The 18,889-nt window shown below is 37.2% G+C and carries 18 protein-coding genes; all 18 read right to left on the reverse strand.

Annotated features, from left to right (window positions below):
- Positions 1-156 precede the first annotated feature (156 nt).
- On the reverse strand, positions 157-933 hold the full coding sequence (locus tag ACYVD3_RS19330; protein ID WP_460644121.1) for a PdaC/SigV domain-containing protein: 777 nt from the start codon (positions 931-933) through the stop codon (positions 157-159).
- A 79-nt stretch (positions 934-1,012) separates the two neighbouring features.
- Entirely contained in the window at positions 1,013-2,047 is a 1,035-nt protein-coding gene (locus ACYVD3_RS19335; protein WP_460644122.1) for a PAAR-like protein, read from the reverse strand.
- 30 nt (positions 2,048-2,077) lie between these two features.
- Positions 2,078-2,542, reverse strand: a complete 465-nt coding sequence (locus ACYVD3_RS19340) for a DUF5991 domain-containing protein (RefSeq protein WP_460644123.1) — start codon at positions 2,540-2,542, stop codon at positions 2,078-2,080.
- 12 nt (positions 2,543-2,554) lie between these two features.
- Positions 2,555-3,871 (reverse strand): PAAR-like protein, encoded by a 1,317-nt coding sequence (locus tag ACYVD3_RS19345; protein ID WP_460644124.1) that lies wholly within the window; start codon positions 3,869-3,871, stop codon positions 2,555-2,557.
- 70 nt (positions 3,872-3,941) lie between these two features.
- A complete protein-coding gene (locus tag ACYVD3_RS19350; RefSeq protein WP_460644125.1) occupies positions 3,942-4,478 on the reverse strand; it encodes a hypothetical protein in 537 nt (178 codons plus the stop codon).
- Between the two features lie 470 nt (positions 4,479-4,948).
- Complete coding sequence (locus ACYVD3_RS19355) at positions 4,949-5,770, reverse strand: PdaC/SigV domain-containing protein (protein WP_460644126.1); 822 nt, start codon at positions 5,768-5,770, stop codon at positions 4,949-4,951.
- Positions 5,771-5,835: 65 nt separating this feature from the next.
- Complete coding sequence (locus ACYVD3_RS19360) at positions 5,836-7,074, reverse strand: PAAR-like protein (RefSeq protein WP_460644127.1); 1,239 nt, start codon at positions 7,072-7,074, stop codon at positions 5,836-5,838.
- A 70-nt stretch (positions 7,075-7,144) separates the two neighbouring features.
- A complete protein-coding gene (locus ACYVD3_RS19365) occupies positions 7,145-7,681 on the reverse strand; it encodes a hypothetical protein (protein WP_460644128.1) in 537 nt (178 codons plus the stop codon).
- Between the two features lie 34 nt (positions 7,682-7,715).
- Positions 7,716-8,489: a hypothetical protein gene (locus tag ACYVD3_RS19370; protein WP_460644129.1), complete on the reverse strand. Its 774-nt coding sequence runs from the start codon at positions 8,487-8,489 to the stop codon at positions 7,716-7,718.
- 13 nt (positions 8,490-8,502) lie between these two features.
- On the reverse strand, positions 8,503-9,198 hold the full coding sequence (locus ACYVD3_RS19375; RefSeq protein WP_460644130.1) for a hypothetical protein: 696 nt from the start codon (positions 9,196-9,198) through the stop codon (positions 8,503-8,505).
- Between the two features lie 198 nt (positions 9,199-9,396).
- Entirely contained in the window at positions 9,397-9,717 is a 321-nt protein-coding gene (locus ACYVD3_RS19380; RefSeq protein WP_460644131.1) for a hypothetical protein, read from the reverse strand.
- A gap of 164 nt (positions 9,718-9,881) precedes the next feature.
- Positions 9,882-10,622, reverse strand: coding sequence for a polysaccharide deacetylase family protein (locus ACYVD3_RS19385; protein ID WP_460644132.1), 741 nt, complete (start codon positions 10,620-10,622; stop codon positions 9,882-9,884).
- A 102-nt stretch (positions 10,623-10,724) separates the two neighbouring features.
- Positions 10,725-11,933: a PAAR-like protein gene (locus ACYVD3_RS19390; protein ID WP_460644133.1), complete on the reverse strand. Its 1,209-nt coding sequence runs from the start codon at positions 11,931-11,933 to the stop codon at positions 10,725-10,727.
- A gap of 82 nt (positions 11,934-12,015) precedes the next feature.
- Entirely contained in the window at positions 12,016-13,311 is a 1,296-nt protein-coding gene (locus ACYVD3_RS19395) for a hypothetical protein (protein WP_460644134.1), read from the reverse strand.
- 5 nt (positions 13,312-13,316) lie between these two features.
- The gene (locus ACYVD3_RS19400; protein ID WP_460644135.1) at positions 13,317-15,761 is read right to left on the reverse strand and encodes a hypothetical protein; all 2,445 of its coding nucleotides are present in this window, start codon (positions 15,759-15,761) and stop codon (positions 13,317-13,319) included.
- Positions 15,761-17,545, reverse strand: a complete 1,785-nt coding sequence (locus ACYVD3_RS19405) for a PP2C family protein-serine/threonine phosphatase (protein WP_460644136.1) — start codon at positions 17,543-17,545, stop codon at positions 15,761-15,763. Before ACYVD3_RS19405 ends, ACYVD3_RS19400 begins: the two co-directional genes overlap by 1 nt.
- Positions 17,526-18,386 carry a PP2C family protein-serine/threonine phosphatase gene (locus ACYVD3_RS19410; protein WP_460644137.1) on the reverse strand — a complete coding sequence of 287 codons (861 nt, stop codon included), beginning with the start codon at positions 18,384-18,386 and terminating at the stop codon, positions 17,526-17,528. Before ACYVD3_RS19410 ends, ACYVD3_RS19405 begins: the two co-directional genes overlap by 20 nt.
- On the reverse strand, positions 18,386-18,889 hold the full coding sequence (locus tag ACYVD3_RS19415; RefSeq protein WP_460644138.1) for an FHA domain-containing protein: 504 nt from the start codon (positions 18,887-18,889) through the stop codon (positions 18,386-18,388). Before ACYVD3_RS19415 ends, ACYVD3_RS19410 begins: the two co-directional genes overlap by 1 nt.

Raw genomic sequence — 18,889 nt, forward strand, 5'->3', positions numbered from 1 at the left:
CATTGGCTGTATCATCCCATCCATTTGGAACTCTACACGTATCTACTCCTTTGATATTAGGCACTGAAAACTTCATGTACGCAGAAATAAAGAAGTTTCAAGTCTGACTCCAAAACCGACCCATAAGTTATGCTTTGATAAATGGATTTCAGCTCATCATTCGAGTATATTTAATTTCAAAACTTCAGACCAAAGTGAATTGTCAAGTTTCATACAATCTTTTAAGTTTTCATATGTAGTTGAAAATCGGAAATAATTATTAACAGGAAGTATAATAACAAATTTATCTAAACTAAAATAGAAATTATTTTTATTATCCATAAAATCATTTTTAAAGCGATTAAATATTTCTTCCATCGCTGTATCCTCAGCATTTGATGTGTCAACATCAATCCCTTTGAAAACACTGTTATCTAGTTTTTTCTTAAATGATTCATCAAAAAGCTCATCAAGCGTTATTTCCCTGCCAGTTTTTAAATTAATATTTATAGCGTATATCATATTTATTCCATGTGCATTGCCTTTCGTAAATATAGAGCCTTCAAACTTAATACTGATTATACTGTTGCTTATATAAACAATTGAGTATTCAACAGACCATTCAGTACCATCATCAATATTTTCTTCGTCGCCAAATATTTCATAATAGGGTTTTAAGGCGGTATTTTTAATTTGTTCATTTATTTGCGTTTGTATCATTATGTCGTTTATACCCTTAATCTGTGGATAATCTATATTTATTCCTATTTGGCTTTTTGTATCCGTACGTTTGAAAACTTCTTTGTCGATCTCATAATTGAAACCGGAATACAAAGACGTTTTAATTTCTGATGAAGAATAAGCTATTTGGTCATTTATTTTTGGTGCATTATTACATGCTGAAAGGTTAATAATTAATCCCATTATTACACATAAAGCTAATTTTATCTTCAAAAGATTTCCTCCTTGTTAAAGGTGTCTTTGGGAACTAAAAAGTGATTATTCCCAAGGATGTTAACACAAAAAATGTGTATTATTTAATATTTGTAACCACTTTATTATAGTATATATCTGCCCTAACTGGAAAGGAGGCTTTATCATATTTGTTAACTATTTCAGACAGCTTATCAGGCTGTACATCTGGATGACTTGCTACTTCGTTTGCATTAGTAAATACACTCCAAAAATATGCTGCACTTTCCCAAGCGTATGTACTTGCAATTCGATTAGGTCCTTCTGACATAATGAGAAGATCATCAATACTTTTTTCCTTTCTTAAATAATCACTAAATTTTTGATAATTATACTCCCATGTCAAGTGTATATATCCAGCACCGATATATGGCCAATACTTTTGACCTTGCAAATATTCCTTTGATCCAATTTCTATTAAACCATCTCCATATCCGGTTTTGTACCAGTCATCAGATTCATGACTGGCTTGAGCAATGAAATGTCTGATGCTGTTAATATCTGTGATACCGTACGCTTCTAACACTCTATTTAGCTCTTTTACCATCTCTGGAGTTACTACGTCCTTACTCCAACCAATCGCAATAAGTTGCTCGGCGCTTACGTACTCCTTCACCGGCTCCTTACTTGTTCCTGTTTGCGGAACCTCAACAATCCTTATCAATCCACCATATTGGCAAACCAACATCGCACTATCTAATAACAGAGGTGCATAACCTTTTGCACATGTTTTTGCCATAATACTATGATCGACCTGTTTCCAGGCTGATCCCTCCGGCACCATTGGTACACATATATGTGCATAATTATTACATGATGCCTTTTTAGCCGCTTTGCCATTTTCACGGGTACCTACAGTCATTGGTAAACGTCCCGCATAATTAGATTCTGGACATAGGCAGGAGCCAAAATGATAAATATTGGATTTCCCGCTATCAATCGTCGTCATCACTGGTGGATTTTCTTTATATATCCCATGATCCTGGCTTGCATCCAATAAAGAATAATCGGTTCCATACGAACAGCTAAGTTTCGATCCTCGCAGAGCATATTGCTGTTTTGAAAAAATCTCATTATATTGCTGGTGTATATACATGAGCTCAAGATTCCACTCAGTATAGTTTTGTTATTTCTTAGACTTAATGAAATATTGACCCGGTTCCTCGTTTTCAGTTAACATTGGCTGAAGTTTCCCCCACTCCGTAATGAGAACATCTTCTTGCTTTTTTAACTTAAGTAAAATATCGCCTTCATTATATGTTTCAGGAATAGTACTATTACCTTCTTCATCTGTATAATAATCACAAAAAACAAACATGGTCTCTTCCCCATTACTCCATACTTTTGCTTTCAAACGCTTAAGAGTATGAAAGCCGTCAATTTTTATATGAGCATATAAACCATCATCATCATATAAAGAAATTGAATAGTCCATATTTTGGTTAGGTGGAAGATACTCATAAAACGAATAAGTTCCGACCCAAGAATACGACATATCATTGTTATGGTCAGGACGGTTGTCATACACAAAAAATAAAAACAGTGTTACAATAGTAAATATTAATAAACATAACAAACACTTTTTTCTCACGAAAATATCCTCCTAGTTGATATATTTGTTTCTTTCGTCAATTACCTTTTGTGTAGCCTCTTTCTTAGTTATTGTACCGTCACCGTTAGCATCAAGTCCCTTATTAGCCTCATACTTTTCACTTCCTTTTGTGTAAACAGCATCATTTTCTCCTTTACCAATATTGCTTGGTGCAAGGACTCTCATATATATATCACTCAAGGTTATCAATCTTCCTTTATAGGGATAAAAATATCCAAATACATAATCAAGTTGTTCGACTCCTGACATTTTTGCTAACTCCGCCGTTGTAGTATGTAAGTCTTTTGCTGTATCAGGCATAAACTGTACTAGCCCTGTCGCAGAACCTCCTGCCATATTTGTTTGTGATGGATTACAGCCATATGATTCAAATGCCATAACTGCCATTAAATCATCAGGATCAATCCCTAGCGATTTGGCAACTCCAGCTGCTTTATTCTTAAAATCTTGAGTCACATATTGCGATTTGTCCCAGTTATATTTAAAGTTATGCCCTGTAACAGGCTGAGGTAATTCTTTCAAAACCTCTTTTCCTACCCAGCAAACTTTGCTGACATCATAGTAGACTTTTATCCAAGTGCTATCCGAATCCTCTACTTTTTGTGTTTCTTTTGATTCATGAACTTTTACAATTGCTCCTGGTATAAAAACTCTATCTCCATCAATTTGTTGTCCATTGGGCGTAGCTCTTATTTTGAGTCTCTCATTAGCAAAATATTTATCTGCGATCTGCCCCGCCCCCTTAGTTGTCCCTGTTTGTGGAACCTCTACAATCCTTATCAATCCACCATATTGGCAAACCAACATCGCACTATCTAATAACAGAGGTGCATAACCTTCTGCACATGTTTTTGCCATGATACTATGATCTACCTGTTTCCAGGCTGATCCCTCCGGTACCATTGGTACGCATATATGTGCATAATTATTATAGGATGCTTTTTTTGCCTTTTTTCCATTTTTAAGGGTACCTACAGTCATTGGTAAACGCCCTTTATAATTAGACTCCGGACATAGGCAGGAGCCAAAATGATAAATATTGGATTTCCCGCTATCAATCGTCGTCATCACTGGTGAATTTTCTTTATATATCCCATGATCCTGGCTTGCATCCAATAAAGAATAATCGGTTCCATACGAACAGCTAAGTTTTGATCCTCGCAGCGCATATTGCTGTTTTGAAAGAATCCCATTATATTGCTGATGCATATACATGAGCTCAAGATACTGCTCCTGCTGTTCTTTCTCCTCATTTTTTTTATTATCACTGGCCCAGATAAAATCTCCAATCGTATTAAAAGTTGACATAACAGCCTCCATTCTGTTGTTAAACATCATTCCTGTATGTAATAACTCTATCTCCAATCGTATGAAACACTTATTCCTTTTTGGTTAAAATCACTTCTTTTAATTCAACCCCAGTTACTCCGCGCCGCAGCATGCTTTCCGCAAAATCTAAGGAAATAATGGTATGCCTTGTCAAAGAATCATGAATCCAGAAAATATTTTTATTAACATTCAGCGCTGTTTCTTCTTCAAAAAGTTTCCTGTTACATTTTCCTGCTTCAAACTCCTTATCATTCAGTTGAATACATTTACTTTCATCAAATACCGGCAAATAATAATTCTCTGCATTTGTGCTGCCCGCATCTAATAGAAAAAACTGTCGGTAAAAACAAAGATCACCATACATTTTTATTACATCCATTACCTTTTGTGAAATCAGTAAAAAGGGAGATGTGATAACATCCGTAAAAATTTCTTTTTCTGTCATGTCTAACAGGAGTAATTGACGCTCCGGCAATTTATAAAAAGAATCCAGTTTTATATCTCTTACATCAAAGCTTCCATACCAGTTTTTTAATCTCGGAGCCATATTAATTTGTGGTTTCTTCATAATTTCAAAATATTTCATTTTATTCTCTCCGCAGTATATTCGGCCATCAGTATCACATGAGCATAATCCGCTTCCCTTTCTGGTTGTATTCCTGAGATGCTGAATTGCGTTTTTTTCTATTCTTTATAATGTTTAAAAGCTCTTGATATAAATTCCAATTATTATCTGACGCGGAAGAGCTTTCATTCTTTATTTTAAGATATTGAACAATAGCATTTCGGCTTACCCTGCCATCATTGGTCAATATATTCATACTAAGAGTAATATCGAAAGGATCTAACATTTCTGTTTCCATCATTTCCTCAGCAAATTGTATCAATATTTCCGGACTAATTGTACTCCCACCTAAACTGGCAAAGGGTGTATGTATCCTATTAATGGTATCAAACTCTGTGGTATGATCCTGAAAATCTACGTAAACACTTCTTAAACGAGATCCTTCCTGTAATCAAAAGCTTCTCATATCTACTTGTAAACAAAATCACATTTCAATTCAAAGAATCAAGGTTGAATTTTAAATGAATGTATCCATCAAGTGAATCATCAAAAGGAATAGCCATGTAGGCAAACTGTTCATCTATTGCAAAGTTATATGTGCTTGTTGAATTATATATATTGCCTTCAGTATCCACATCTTTCAATTGTTTGAGGGCTTTGACAAACTCATCTATTACCTCTGGTTCATTACCTGCATAACCGCCTGTGTATCGTCCCTCAATCCATTCGAATTTCAGTGAGGTAATATCTCTTATCACACTATCCTTAGAGAAATAATCGGTAAAAGGAATAAGTTCACTATTATTTAAACTAATGGTAACGTAATTGGAAAAATGTGAGGGATTCGCCCCGCCAAAAAAATTATTACCTTCGTAATTCAAACTTATATATTTATCCCCAACATAAAGAATTTTGTATTCGATTTCACCGCCCCAGAATTCACTCGTTTCATTATTTTCATTTACTATATCATGAAATAACTTTAAAGTCTCATCAGAACTTCTGTTGTTTAAGGATTGCATTGCAACTTCCTTCAATTGTTTATTTATTTTTTCTTGTGTAGATATATCCTTCATATTAGATACTTGCGGAAACTTGATCAATGCATTTAAATATGAGTAAGAAGGGTAAGCAAAAACCCCTTCCTCTTTCTGATATTCAGCAGTAATTATATGCTTTTTTATCGTCATATTGTTAATGACTGTTTCATCGTCAACCTCCTCAATATAAGCCTTCTGGGAGCCATTATCCGAACATGCATAAAGGTTGAAGCATACTAGATAACAAACCAATATTATAATAATTTTCTTCATATCGCATACCACCTTCATAGAGGCTAAGACAACACAGTGCTTAACCTCCTTTTGTTAGTTTTTCATTATTCTGGCAATCCAAGAGTTTTACCAGTTAATATATTGTAAAACTCATTTATATATTTATTACGAGTTGGAAATGTAGCTACATCTTTTTGGTTAATAGCAGATGATATTGAATGCCAATCTTTCGTATCAGCGTATATATTCAAATCTTTTGTTTTCGGGTTTCCGCGGTTCCAAAACCATCCACAGGATTCCCACGCATATTTTCCAATATCAATAACACCTACATCACTTGGCTTGATATTGGGGATAGGTTGGTTATAAACGCCTCCTACCAGCCTGTATCCATCAATCATGATTTGTTGATCTCCAATATAGTTGGCAAACCTCTGATAATTATATCTACCTGTGAGGTGGAGATAACCAGAACCCCTGAAAATTTCACCATCATTGCCGCCTTGATTACCCAATATACTATTGTTCGAATATTTATTATTAAAATATACTTCTGGAGAACTACCAGAAAAACTTTCTAGCGTTCTTGCACCTGCACGGGATTCATGTTTTACTTGCCCCATAAAAAATGAAATTCTCAAATCAGTCGTGATGGAATAAGTCTCAAGCATCTTATTTAACTCTATGATATTGCTTTGACGTTCACTATTTGTATTTCCTATAAAAAAATCGAATTTATCTAATTGTTCTAAGGTGACATACTCCTTCAATATACCCTTAGTGGTTCCTGTTTGAGGAACCTCTACAATCCTTATCAATCCACCATATTGGCAAACTAAAACCGCACTGTCCAATAGCAGCGGTGCATAACCTTCTGCACATGTTTTTGCCATAATACTATGATCCACCTGTTTCCAGACTGATCCCTCCGGTACCATTGGAACACATATATGTGCATAATTATTATAGGATGCCTTTTTAGCCATTTTTCCATTTTTAAGGGTACCTACAGTCATTGGTAAACGCCCTTTATAATTAGACTCAGGACATAGGCAGGAGCCAAAATGATAAATATTGGATTTCCCGCTATCAATCGTCGTCATCACTGGTGAATTTTCTTTATATATCCCATGATCCTGGCTTGCATCCAATAAAGAATAATCGGTTCCATACGAACAGCTAAGTTTTGATCCTCGCAGCGCATATTGCTGTTTTGAAAGAATCCCATTATATTGCTGATGCATATACATGAGCTCAAGATACTGCTCCTGCTGTTCTTTCTCCTCATTTTTTTTATTATCACTGGCCCAGACAAAATCTCCAATCGTATTAAAAGTTGACATAACAGCCTCCATTCTGTTGTTAAACATCATTCCTGTATGTAATAACTCTATCTCCAATCGTATGAAACACTTATTCCTTTTTGGTTAAAATCACTTCTTTTAATTCAACTCCAGTTACTCCGCGCCGCAGCATGCTTTCCGCAAAATCTAAGGAGATAATGGTATGCCTTGTCAAAGAATCATGAATCCAGAAAATATTTTTATTAACATTCAGCGCTGTTTCTTCTTCAAAAAGTTTCCTGTTACATTTTCCTGCTTCAAACTCCTTATCATTCAGTTGAATACATTTACTTTCATCAAATACCGGCAAATAATAATTCTCTGCATTTGTGCTGCCCGCATCTAATAGAAAAAACTGTCGGTAAAAACAAAGATCACCATACATTTTTATTACATCCATTACCTTTTGTGAAATCAGTAAAAAGGGAGATGTGATAACATCCGTAAAAATTTCTTTTTCTGTCATGTCTACCATAAGTAATTGACGCTCCGGTAATTTATAAAAAGAATCCAGTTTTATATCTCTTACATCAAAACTTCCATACCAGTTTTTTAATCTCGGAGCCAGTTTAATTTGTGGTTTCTTAATGATTTCAAAATATTTCATTTTATTCTCTCCGCAGTATATTCGGCCATCAGTATCACATGAGCATAATCCGCTTCCCTTTCTGGTTGTATTCTTCAGATGCTGAATTGCGTTTTTTTCTATTCTTTATAATTTTTAAAAGCTCTTGATATAAATTCCAATTATTATCTAACACGGAAGAGCTTTCATTCTTTATTTTAAGATATTGAGTAATAGCATTTCGGCTTACCCTGCCATCATTGGTCAGTATATTCATGCTAAGCGTAATATCGAAAGGATCTAACATTTCTGTTTCCATCATTTCCTCGGCAAATTGTATCAATATTTCCGGACTGATTGTACTCCCACCTAAACTGGCAAAGGGTGTATGTATCCTATTAACGGTATCAAACTCTGTGGTATGATCCTGAAAATCTACGTAAACACTTCTTAAACGAGATCCTTCCTGTAATCGAAAGCGGCAAAGCTCCATTTCATCAGAATCATATGGATTTTCAGTTAAATATATATTTGTTTTCCCGCAGATCGCTCCATTTTCTTTGGTTTCATTTAAAAATCTCACCATTAAATGCCTTAGTCGATCCTCTGGGTAACATTCCAAAGTATATGGCGTTTCCATAAAATATAGATTCTCATTCCAGTAAATAATCCCACTATTTATCGTCAGCTGGTTCTCATCCCATGACAGTTCGCAGCCATTTACTATTCCATTTCCATATCCTTGAAACAACAGCTTCGCATAACGCCTGGGATAATCTCTTAATTGCTCCAGCATTTCAGTCTTTAATAAATGCTTCTTTTCAAATTCCGGATATTCATAGTAAAACATCGCACCCCTCCCGTCAACACAATGCAATTTCATCCATAACCATGGTTTCTTCAACACCAATGATTCCAAAATGATATTTATAATAAATATCTACATTTCCTGCCATATCCAAAAAACCAGAAATCAAAAACCGCAGCTTTTTCTCCAGCTTCTCTTCTCTTTTTTGACTAATATAAACCAAAATTTCACTTGGCGCTTTATTATTATGATAAACGATGTTTTCCGGGATCAGCGCTTCCATCATCTCCCGGAAGATATCAACGGAACATCCCGTCTGATATTGTCGCAGCATTCCACTCAGAATGATTTGCTGCTCATCAATATCAAATAAGGAAATCGCTTCCTTTACCAATGCCCCACTCCTGCCTAGTTTGATATCCTGTAACAGCAAGTTTTTATAATACTCCTCCCTAGTCATTCCCGACAACACATCATTGCCGGCCAGCTGATGCAAAATCAAATTAGTAAGGCTCGCCCGCAGCTCGCTTCCCTGATGATAATCTGGCTGATACAGGTCTTTAAATATTTCAAAAAAACGATAGTAAGGATTTATGTTGATTACCTGCCCCGTCTCAAGACTGTTTTGATTCATATAATTGTTGGAAATTTCCATATATGCACTGAAAACCTTTGGTACGCAGAAATGTAGATTTTCTTCCGGTATTCCCTGGTTTCTTGCTTGAATCATAGCTTCCCATAGATAATTCATTCTAACCTTCCTCCACATTCACATTCAGTAGATATAATTCCTGAACCTCAGAAACAGCAAAACTAATCAAATCCCGCAGGAGCTATCTTGTTTTCCCTTTTTCATTTGGGTAAAAAATCAAAAGCGTTAACGGCATCTATTTACCTGATTCTATGAGCTAAGATGATTTTGCCCCATATTCCTATGAGAATAGTACCTTTATACAAAAGCACACATTATCTGCCAATTGGATAAAAATATCTTTTGATATTCGGATTTTTTTACCTTCATTTCAACCTGCTTATAAGACAATTCTTTGAAGTATTCTAATCTTTCAAAGCTGACTAACGTAAAAAATCCAAGTGAAATATCGCCTATAACATTGTACCTTTCTGCTCCATCTACCTGAATAATCTCAATTTCAACAAACTCATAAAAGCCCGGAAAATTTAGAGTTCGTTCAAAATCTCCTCCAAATGTATAATCCTTAAGTAATTTATAATGCCTGATAAAAAGAACTGTATCCATCTTCGTGTTCAATACGTTTCAATTCCAAATTTTCATCTTTATAGTGCAATATTCAAAGTGCTGTTTCTCTCCGCAGTTTTTGTCAAATTCACAGGTTAGGTCGCTCATTATGCCGATAGATACCTAGATTTAACATTTTTTATAGCATTATAAGTAGCGATATGGCAAAGTTGTATTTATTTATCACGAAAAAAATTTTTAGTTATATGTTCTTTTATATCTTCATACTTTAATTCGATTTCAAAGTGGTCACCAGCGGTATGAGACGTGGCGAAACTTAATCCCAGACCATCATTAGTAAAATAGCTATAACAATCATCGTCAAATTCAGAATCTGCTTCCCTAAAGAGATCTAAAAGATAATTGTCATCATGCTCAAGAAAATCATTGTAAACAATTGCCCACACTGAATTCTTGTCAATATAAGAATTCAAAGTCTTTCTAACCATATTAACAAAATTATTATCAATGCTAATGACATCACTAAGCCTTACTCGGTTGCCGCTATTAAGGTCAATATTCATAGTCGTAAATATTGACCTTGGATAAGCGGCCTCTTTCAGAATTACATCTCCTGTGAAATTAACACTTAAATAATTATCGCTTTGATATGAAATATTGTTATCTAAAGAAATGCTAATTCCTTCAGTATTATACTTTTCGTTACCCGAGAAATCAGCTAATTCCTGAAATGCCATACTCTTAAGTAAATCATTTATTTTTTTTTGTTTTTCAGTATCTTGCATTCCTGATACACTTGGGTAAGAGATATTGATGTTTTGTTCTTTATAGTTAACGTTTTCAATAGGATAGGCATTAATATGGGCATCGGTTTCACTTTGAATAACCAACTTGCCACCGGAGCATGATAATAGTAAAAAAAGTGATATAGCAATAAATAGTATTTTAAGTCTCATTCTAACACCTCTTTTCAAGGTCAAATTCATCAACAGTTCCATATTTTTGAAGTTGATCTATGTTATAACATTATGTTATTGCACTCATAACTCAGACCTAGTTTAATAAGAGCCCAAAACTTCATTAAACCGTTTTTGTCTATCACTCCATTCTCCAGGATCTTTAGTCGAATTAGCATTCCCCCGATTAACGGCATTAGATACGCGTTTAACAATCATCATTGTATCTAGCTTATCACTTTGTCCATCTTGAATAACTTGATTAACATTATTGTTATTCCAATAATACCCCGCGGCTTCCCACGCATATCTTTGAACAATATAATCTGCTCCCTTTTCCATAATTTGAGCATCGTGTCCATATTTACTAGTAATGTAGTCAGAGAATACTTGATAATTATATCGCCCAGTAAGCTGGATGTAGCCCGCGCCTCTAAACTTGTAACCGTCTCCAACCTGAGTGTTTCCTAAATTTTTACCTGTAGAAGTATTTGGTTCATATTTTTCACAGTACTTTTTCACAGCCTCCACACTAAGCCATCCTGCTTCTGTAAGTGCTAGACGGGATTCATGTATGGTTACAGCGAGAAACATTTGAATTTCCAGTTCTGACGTTATGTTATATGTTTGTAAAACCCTGTTTAATTCACTTACCATAGGGTCAGTAACAGAGTTTGCTTGAAAATGACCAGTTGCCTTCAAAATACTTTTTAACTGCTCTATGGTAACGGTCCCCGTCTCCATAGCCGTCCCTGTTTGCGGAACCTCTACAATCCTTATAATCCCACCATATTGGCAAACCAAAACCGCACTGTCCAATAACAATGGCGCATAACCTTTTGCATACGTTTTTGCAATGACACTTTGATCCACTTGTTTCCAAACCGACCCTTCCGGTATCATTGGAACACAAATATGGGCATTATCATTACAGGGTGCCTTTTTCGCCTTTTTTCCGCCTTCTCGGATTGCTGGCGTCATTGGTAAACGTCCTTTATATGTTGATTCCGGACATAGGCAGGAACCAAAATGATGGATATTGGATTTCCCGGTATCTATCGTTGTCATCACCGGCAAATTTCCCTTATATATTCCATGGTCCAGAGTTAAGTCAAGCAAAGAAGATTCCGTACCATACGAACAGCTAAGTATTGAACCCCGCAGAGCATATTCCTGTTTTGAAACAGCCCCATTGTACTGCTGATACATGTACATACGTTCCAGGTTCTCTTCATCCAGTTTTTTCTTTTCATCCTGATTATTCATCTTATCACTTAGCCAGATTAAATCTTCTGTTTTATTTTTATCCATGACAATCTTCTTAATCTTGCTAATTATCACTCCTTCAGGCAGATGTGATCGTAGCTCAGCCTAAATCATGACTTCCTATCGTTCATTCCAATTTCCCTCCGCACTCATATTCAGGATATAGTTCCTGAACCTCCGAAACAACAAAACTCATCAAGTCCCGCAGGAGCCATGAAGCTTTCCCTGCATCATTAGGTTTAAAAATCAGAAGTAACTGCTTATTCCGCTTGTCCTCCCGAATCTCATCTTTCAGGAAAGGATTCATGGAATAAGTTTCTGTTAACAGCTCTGATCCGTCCAGAATTTTACAGCCTAAATATTCCAGATAATCCTCCAAATTAAACCCCAGAATAACTCGTTCCAGCTCCGTTTTTGTTTTTACAACTTGCCCGTTTTTCCTCTGGAATCGTTCCGCAAACCCGTCCACCCGAAGATTTCCCATAGCCGGATATGTATATTTTGAGATTTTCCCCTCTTCACCATTTCGGATACTATAGACATTCCATTCTTGTGATTTCTCCTTCGGACTAATCAGCATAATCTTCTTTCCATTTTGCCTTACACCGGTAATTCCCAATGTGCCTTCTACCATGTACACAAATTCCTCTCCATAATCAGCAATCGAAATCTCATGTTCATAGCTTTTATGGTCCTTACAAGCCAGGGGAAATCCAACACTATCCAGTTTAAAATGCCATACATTCCAAATTGGAATCAAATCATAGCACACAGAAGAGGTCAATTTTCCCAAATCGACATGAAATGATTGTATCATCTCCTTTTCCTGGCACATCGTTGGAATCTGTACTGCGTATACATCCACCATCTTAAACAGATACGGACAGTTAACCGTCTGCCAGGGAATCCCATTCTTTATAAACAGATGATAGAACTGCTCTACCTTTTCCAAATAGCTTTTGTTTTGTTCCAGAGAAAAGGAAACTTCATAATCTTGATCGGTTCGAATTGTTCCCAAAGCTTGATGATGGTTTTTCATCAGGTTTTGGATATCCAGATAATCACATTTCAAGAATACTGTTCCAAGGAAACACCTACCATCCTCTGCGATTTCCTGCCGGACATCTTTTACTGTTATTTCCCTCTCCTTCCAATCCTGCTCCTGTATCACAGTCATAAAATGATGAGTTGGATCAAGAAACTTTCGCTCTACCAGACCGGTTTTAATTAAGTATTGATTCACATCATATGCCAAATCGTTCATCACACGGTCTTCCAGTCGCTGATACATTTGCTCATTCGTTCCATAAAGGGATAAAAATACCCCTTCCATAAGCTCTTTCAATATAATTCTTTCTTCAAGACTGCTGATCGATTGTATCTCGTTCCGTATCATCTGCTTCATCTGTTCCTGCTGGCTCATAACAACTATTTCCTCCCATCAAAGAAGTTGTTCTCCCATGTGTCGTCTTCAAAATCAAAGAACAACTGTTTTCCTCTGTACAGCAATTCATTCTCTCTCCGTATCGGAAGAACAACAAATCCCCATTGCCGTCGGTCTACCCAGATAAAAAACTTCATTTCTCCTTCCAGAATCGCATCTGTTTCGTCTTGAATTACAGTACCGGAATATTGCTGATCAATTTCCTCCTGTGTCGTCTGTTCAAACTCATGAAAGCCACTTTCATAATGACAGGTTTTTAGATGCTCCCCGGAACGATCCAATAAATGAATATCTAATTGCCTCCCTATCATAAACCGGGAGATGCAGCCAATATGTCCCTCTTTGTCCGTACTGCGAATCAAAGTCTGCGGTTTATTTTCATGAGTATATACCATGATCTCATACGGCAGTGCCCCTACATTGTGACTGGAGCTGACATTCATATAACCAACCTTATGATTAAAAAAGTATGATAAAGCCCCTTCTAAACAGCACATTTTAAGCTCACTTCCATCGGTTTCTTTGTTACTTCGTTGAATCAATATTCCAGGTATATATTCTTTCAAAGCTTCTTCAAATAAACGCGATCTGCATGACTGACCAGTTAACTGAATCATATCATAATGCTGCAGCTCATCGCCAATGAATTTTGATTTTAAAAATCGTTCCATTAGCTGATAAATGTCTGGCCGAAGGAGATCCTCTATCTCATATAAATACAAACGAAAACGAATACTCTTTTCCAAACGTTTCATCTGCTCTCCCTGGACAATAGAAATCTTCCATTTATCCAGAAACAGTTCATTTTCTTTATCAGTTCCAATCCACATTTCATATCGGCCCTGATGTTGAAAAAACATCTTCTTTATCTGCTCTGCCAGCTCAAAAAGATAGTAGTAATTATTTTTCACGTAAAAGTAAGTTGTCCGATCTTTTTCTTCATAATTTTTAAATAATGCCGGAAGCAGATATTCTGCATTATCATATTCCATTTCCCAATTTTCTATGGTTTTGGCTCCTGATCCCATCAATTCCCGGCAAATTTTCACTTTTAAAAGCTGCAAAATACGGTATGTAAGGTTATTACCGCCAAAATTAGTATCTCCATTCTCATAGCTGGTTTCCAAATTAATCGTATAGGATACACGATTGCTCTGTACCCGGAAACGTCCGGAAGTCAAATCAGTTGTACCTCCGCCGCAATCAATAATGAGCGCATGATACCAATGATTTGGTTCATACTGTCCCTTCGATAACAATTTATCTACATTGGAAAAGAGAACTGCCATCCCTTCATCCAGACTACAATCAACTATGACATCGGAAATCAAACCGTCAAACAGTTTTTCAAACTTCTCTTTCTGTCGAACCGGTGCCAGAAGCTGAATGGCTCCGAATTCACACTTAAACTGTTTACGGGCCAATTCCAACAAGTAATTAAAAAATGCTCTCAGCATCTCTTTGCGGCATACTTCCACTTTTATACCATTGTTAAGTATCACTCGTTCCATCCGGTCTGGATCGCTAATCCAGCGTTTAATATCATAAAACACGGTTACATCCTGATCCTGATAGTTATTCTGAGTCAGAATCATCGCTTCATAACCAAAGACGAAACTTAATCCCTCCTTATTCGTACCAGCGATCCCAACCACACTTGGAATGACATATCCATCACGGCAGGCAGCGATTTTCCTGCTTCCATCTGGCAGACACATTCCCATCGTAGTGTTACAACTGCCAAAATCAATAATCAAAGGGAGCTCTGTTTTCTCAATTGTTTTTACTTCCAGTTCCAGCAAAGGGATTCGGATTGCCCGAATCGTGCCCGGAAATGAACTCTCCAATTCCCAATATTGTTCATATAAATATTCCGAATGCTGCGCTGATGGAAAATACAAAAAAGAGTACTGATGCTTTTCCGCATATCGTACTTCAACATCCTTACCTTTACAAATCCAGAACTTCCCATCGATTACCCTGATATAACAACAGGTATAAACTTGAAGGCTTTCATCTACCAACAATAAATTCCCTTCATAAAGTTCGTGATCTGAAGAGGTAACTTGATATCCGTCCAGCTCATCCATTGCCATGTTGTGATACAAAACAACACGGGCGGGAACTCCGAGCCGATTATTATCGGTTATCTGTAATGGCTTTTCTTGAAGCAGATTCTGCAATCGCTCCACTCCCTCCTTACAAAAAGCTTCAATATGCCGATACTCCTTTCGTCCCCGAAAGCGCATAATCAGGCGGATGAATCCCTCCTTGTCAAAGGAAAAGCTAGAAGAAGATACCAATCGTTCATTCCGGCAAATTTCCCGAAGCTGAAACGTAGTCATTTGCTCCAACTGACTTTGCTTATAAAAATACTTATTGTCATCTTTTTTCTTTCCTGGATTTAGTCGGTAAGTATATTGACTCATTAATCTGTCTCCTCCCGGTCCCCCGGACCGGTTTTCTTATTCAGGCTGGCTTCTTTCTCTGCCTTCTCAGATTCAGCAGTCGCAACACGGGCTGCAAGCTCCTGTGCCGCCGATTCCTCAGCTGCTTTCTCTTCCGCTTCTTTTTTGGCTTCCGATTCTTCCATTGCCACAATTCCTGCTTCCGCCGCCTTAATCTTGTCTTCTATGGCATCACTCAATTCAATCATTTCCAGCCGATCATAAATGGATTGAGCTGTACGATAAAAAGTAATAGCATGTTCATACTTCCCTTCCTTCATCAAATCGTTTGCTGTATTTTCTAAGTCAATCGCATTCTTTTGGTCGTTGTTTTTCTGTTGATTCTCTATTTCCTGAACCGTCGCCTGAGATTCCTTCTCTTTATCTTCCTCTTCTTTGACTGCCTGTGCCACCGCTGATGCCTCAGATGCCAGCTTTTCTTCTACTGCCAATTGTTTCTTCAGTGCTTCTTCTTTATTTTGTTTATCATATAAAGCCGTTGCTTTCTCTTTTGCCCGCTTATAAGCCTCAACCGCTCCATTTAAATCTTCATATTCTTCTCTGATTTCCCCAATGGCAATCCAATCATAAACTTCAATGTAGGCTTTTGCATCTGCCAGTTGCGATTCAATATATTTTTTTCCGACATTTCCTGCTTTTACGGATAATTCCCTTGCCAACAAATATAAATCCTGTGCTTTTACGTATTCTCCTGACAGCATTGCTTCATCTGCCAAATTGATCTGCTCTGTAAGTTTTAAATACTGATTCGCCTCTGTCAAATCTTCTTGCTTGTTTAATTCAGATGCCAGTTTTTTCGCCTCAGCATATTCTTCCGATGCTTTCTTATAATTATCGTATTTAAGATATTCTTCTCCGCTTACCATGTATTGTTCGAGACTGGTTTCTTTGATTTTCAAGTTCCGATACCGCAGATACAGCATCACAGAAATCATACCAATTACTAACAAAACAGGCAGTGCTATCATTAAAATCTGCTTGATGGATATCTTCTTTTTCGGGGATTGATACACTTTAGTTATGAAAGTAACTGCCAGGGAATAATTATCAATTTCCTGTTCTTCTTCCTGGCACCCCAGGATATGATCCTCTGCCCGTTCCAAAATATCTTGCGGCTCTGTTGCATCTTTAATAAATCCCATCAAATCTTCATCGCTGCAATTTTCCCATACTCCTCGGGTTAACTGAGCCAGAATATCTCCATCTTCCAGTTTGATTTTTGCAGAAACAACCACTTTTGGAGTTCCACGCTCGCCTAAGTATGAATAAAGATTATTGCGTTCCTGGTGTATCGTCGCCTGATCCATCGGCAATTTTTCTTCTTCTATCAAATTCTGTGTCAAAGACTGATCTTTTGTTTGAGTAAAATATCTGCCATTGCGAATTAAATAAAAGCGGCTGTTTCCGGCATGGCAAGAACACACCTTCCGATAATCTGTCACTACCATAACAGCGGAAGCCTTTAGTCGTCTGCCTTTCCGTGTTTTGTCAAGTTCCCGGTGAGCCTGCATCATATAATGCTTCAACGTACGTGCTCCCATGGTGGGATGTTCTCCAAAACTCCGGATCAAGCTTTCCACAACAATTCTGGCACTATTTGCTTCCATGTCTTCATCCAGGCTGTCTGCCATGACATAACATGCAAAGTCATCCATTTCTACATAACCAAAGTAATCCCGGTTGGACAGCTTGTGTCCTTCTTGAGACAGGTGCCTGGTCTGAAACTCAGAATTGACTTTTCTCATGATGTACCTCCGTTGCCAACAGTAAAACACTTCCGTTTTCTTTATCCTGTGCTTCTTTCTTTTCCGTTCCCTCTATTATGCTGCCAGCTTTCTCTTTTAGTGTTACTTCTTTTAAAAGAATCTCTTCTATATCCACCCAAGATAACTCTTCGTAGATTCCTTGGCTGAGCATCACGATAAGGTCGCCCGGTTGCAGAGATATGGGCGGTTTGCAGATTTCTATTTCATGAAATCCGTCTTTACCCAGATAATTCCATATCTGTGTTTCTGTCTGACTCCAGATTGTTTTGTCTCTTGAGAGACACCCTTCCTGGTATGCTTTTCGTGCAAGTACATCCAGAGTCTGCCCTTCACTTAAAGGAATCAGCTCCTCATTTCGCAGCAATGCGATCCTGATATTTCCTGCAAGGGCGTAATAGAGATGCGTTTGATTAACAAAGAGCACTGCCATACTGGCACCGCCGCGGCGTTCTCCAATTGTTTGTTGTATCCGCCGATGGGCTTCTAAAAAAGCAGTCTGAAACAGATATTCCGGATTATGTAATGTACGATATGATTCAAATGCATCTAAGGCTGTATCAACTGCAATCTGGGCCGCTACTTTTCCTGTATTCTCTTTCCCAATACCATCTGCCATAACAGCAGTAATACCTGCCTCATTCTGAAAAACCTGCACATAGTCCGATTGAATTTCTTTATTTCCAGTCGTTTGACTAATGAACCAACCGATTTCTTCATGCCTTACGTTTCGGATTTTTATTGTAAGCCGAAACCAATATAAAATACAAACCAGCAGGCAAATTGAAACCCCTGCCAGTAAAAACCATTCAATTACTGTCATCACGCTTTATCATTCCGTTCCCACACAAAATTTTCTCCACAAAAAGTAACATATACAAAAACACTGCAGCCCATTTCAATTTTATCATAAGACTGAACCTCAGTCGGAAGGTATACAGCCTCTCCGCCCAAATACACTAATCCTTCGGAATCTCCTGGCAAGAGCATCGTTTTATCATTCTTTGGATCATATACCAAAACGGCATGGTTTTTTCGGTTGATCTGGTTATCTCCCAGAATCTGTATATCCATATCATCGCTTCGGCCAATAAAATTTTTACCGCTATGCACTTTATAATCCATACCAACTCTGGTACCTTCAATGCATACCAGCCAACCACATACCGGTTTGATTTCCTCTTGTAAAAGTTCGACTGGAGGTTCAAATCCTTCCGGTTTCTCAATCCCCTCCTCTTCCTCCAATTTCATTTTACAATAAGGGCAAATCTTTCCATAGCGGATTGCATTGTACACGTGACCTGATGGGCATTTTACTAGACTCAT

This window comes from Lacrimispora brassicae, assembly GCF_054772055.1.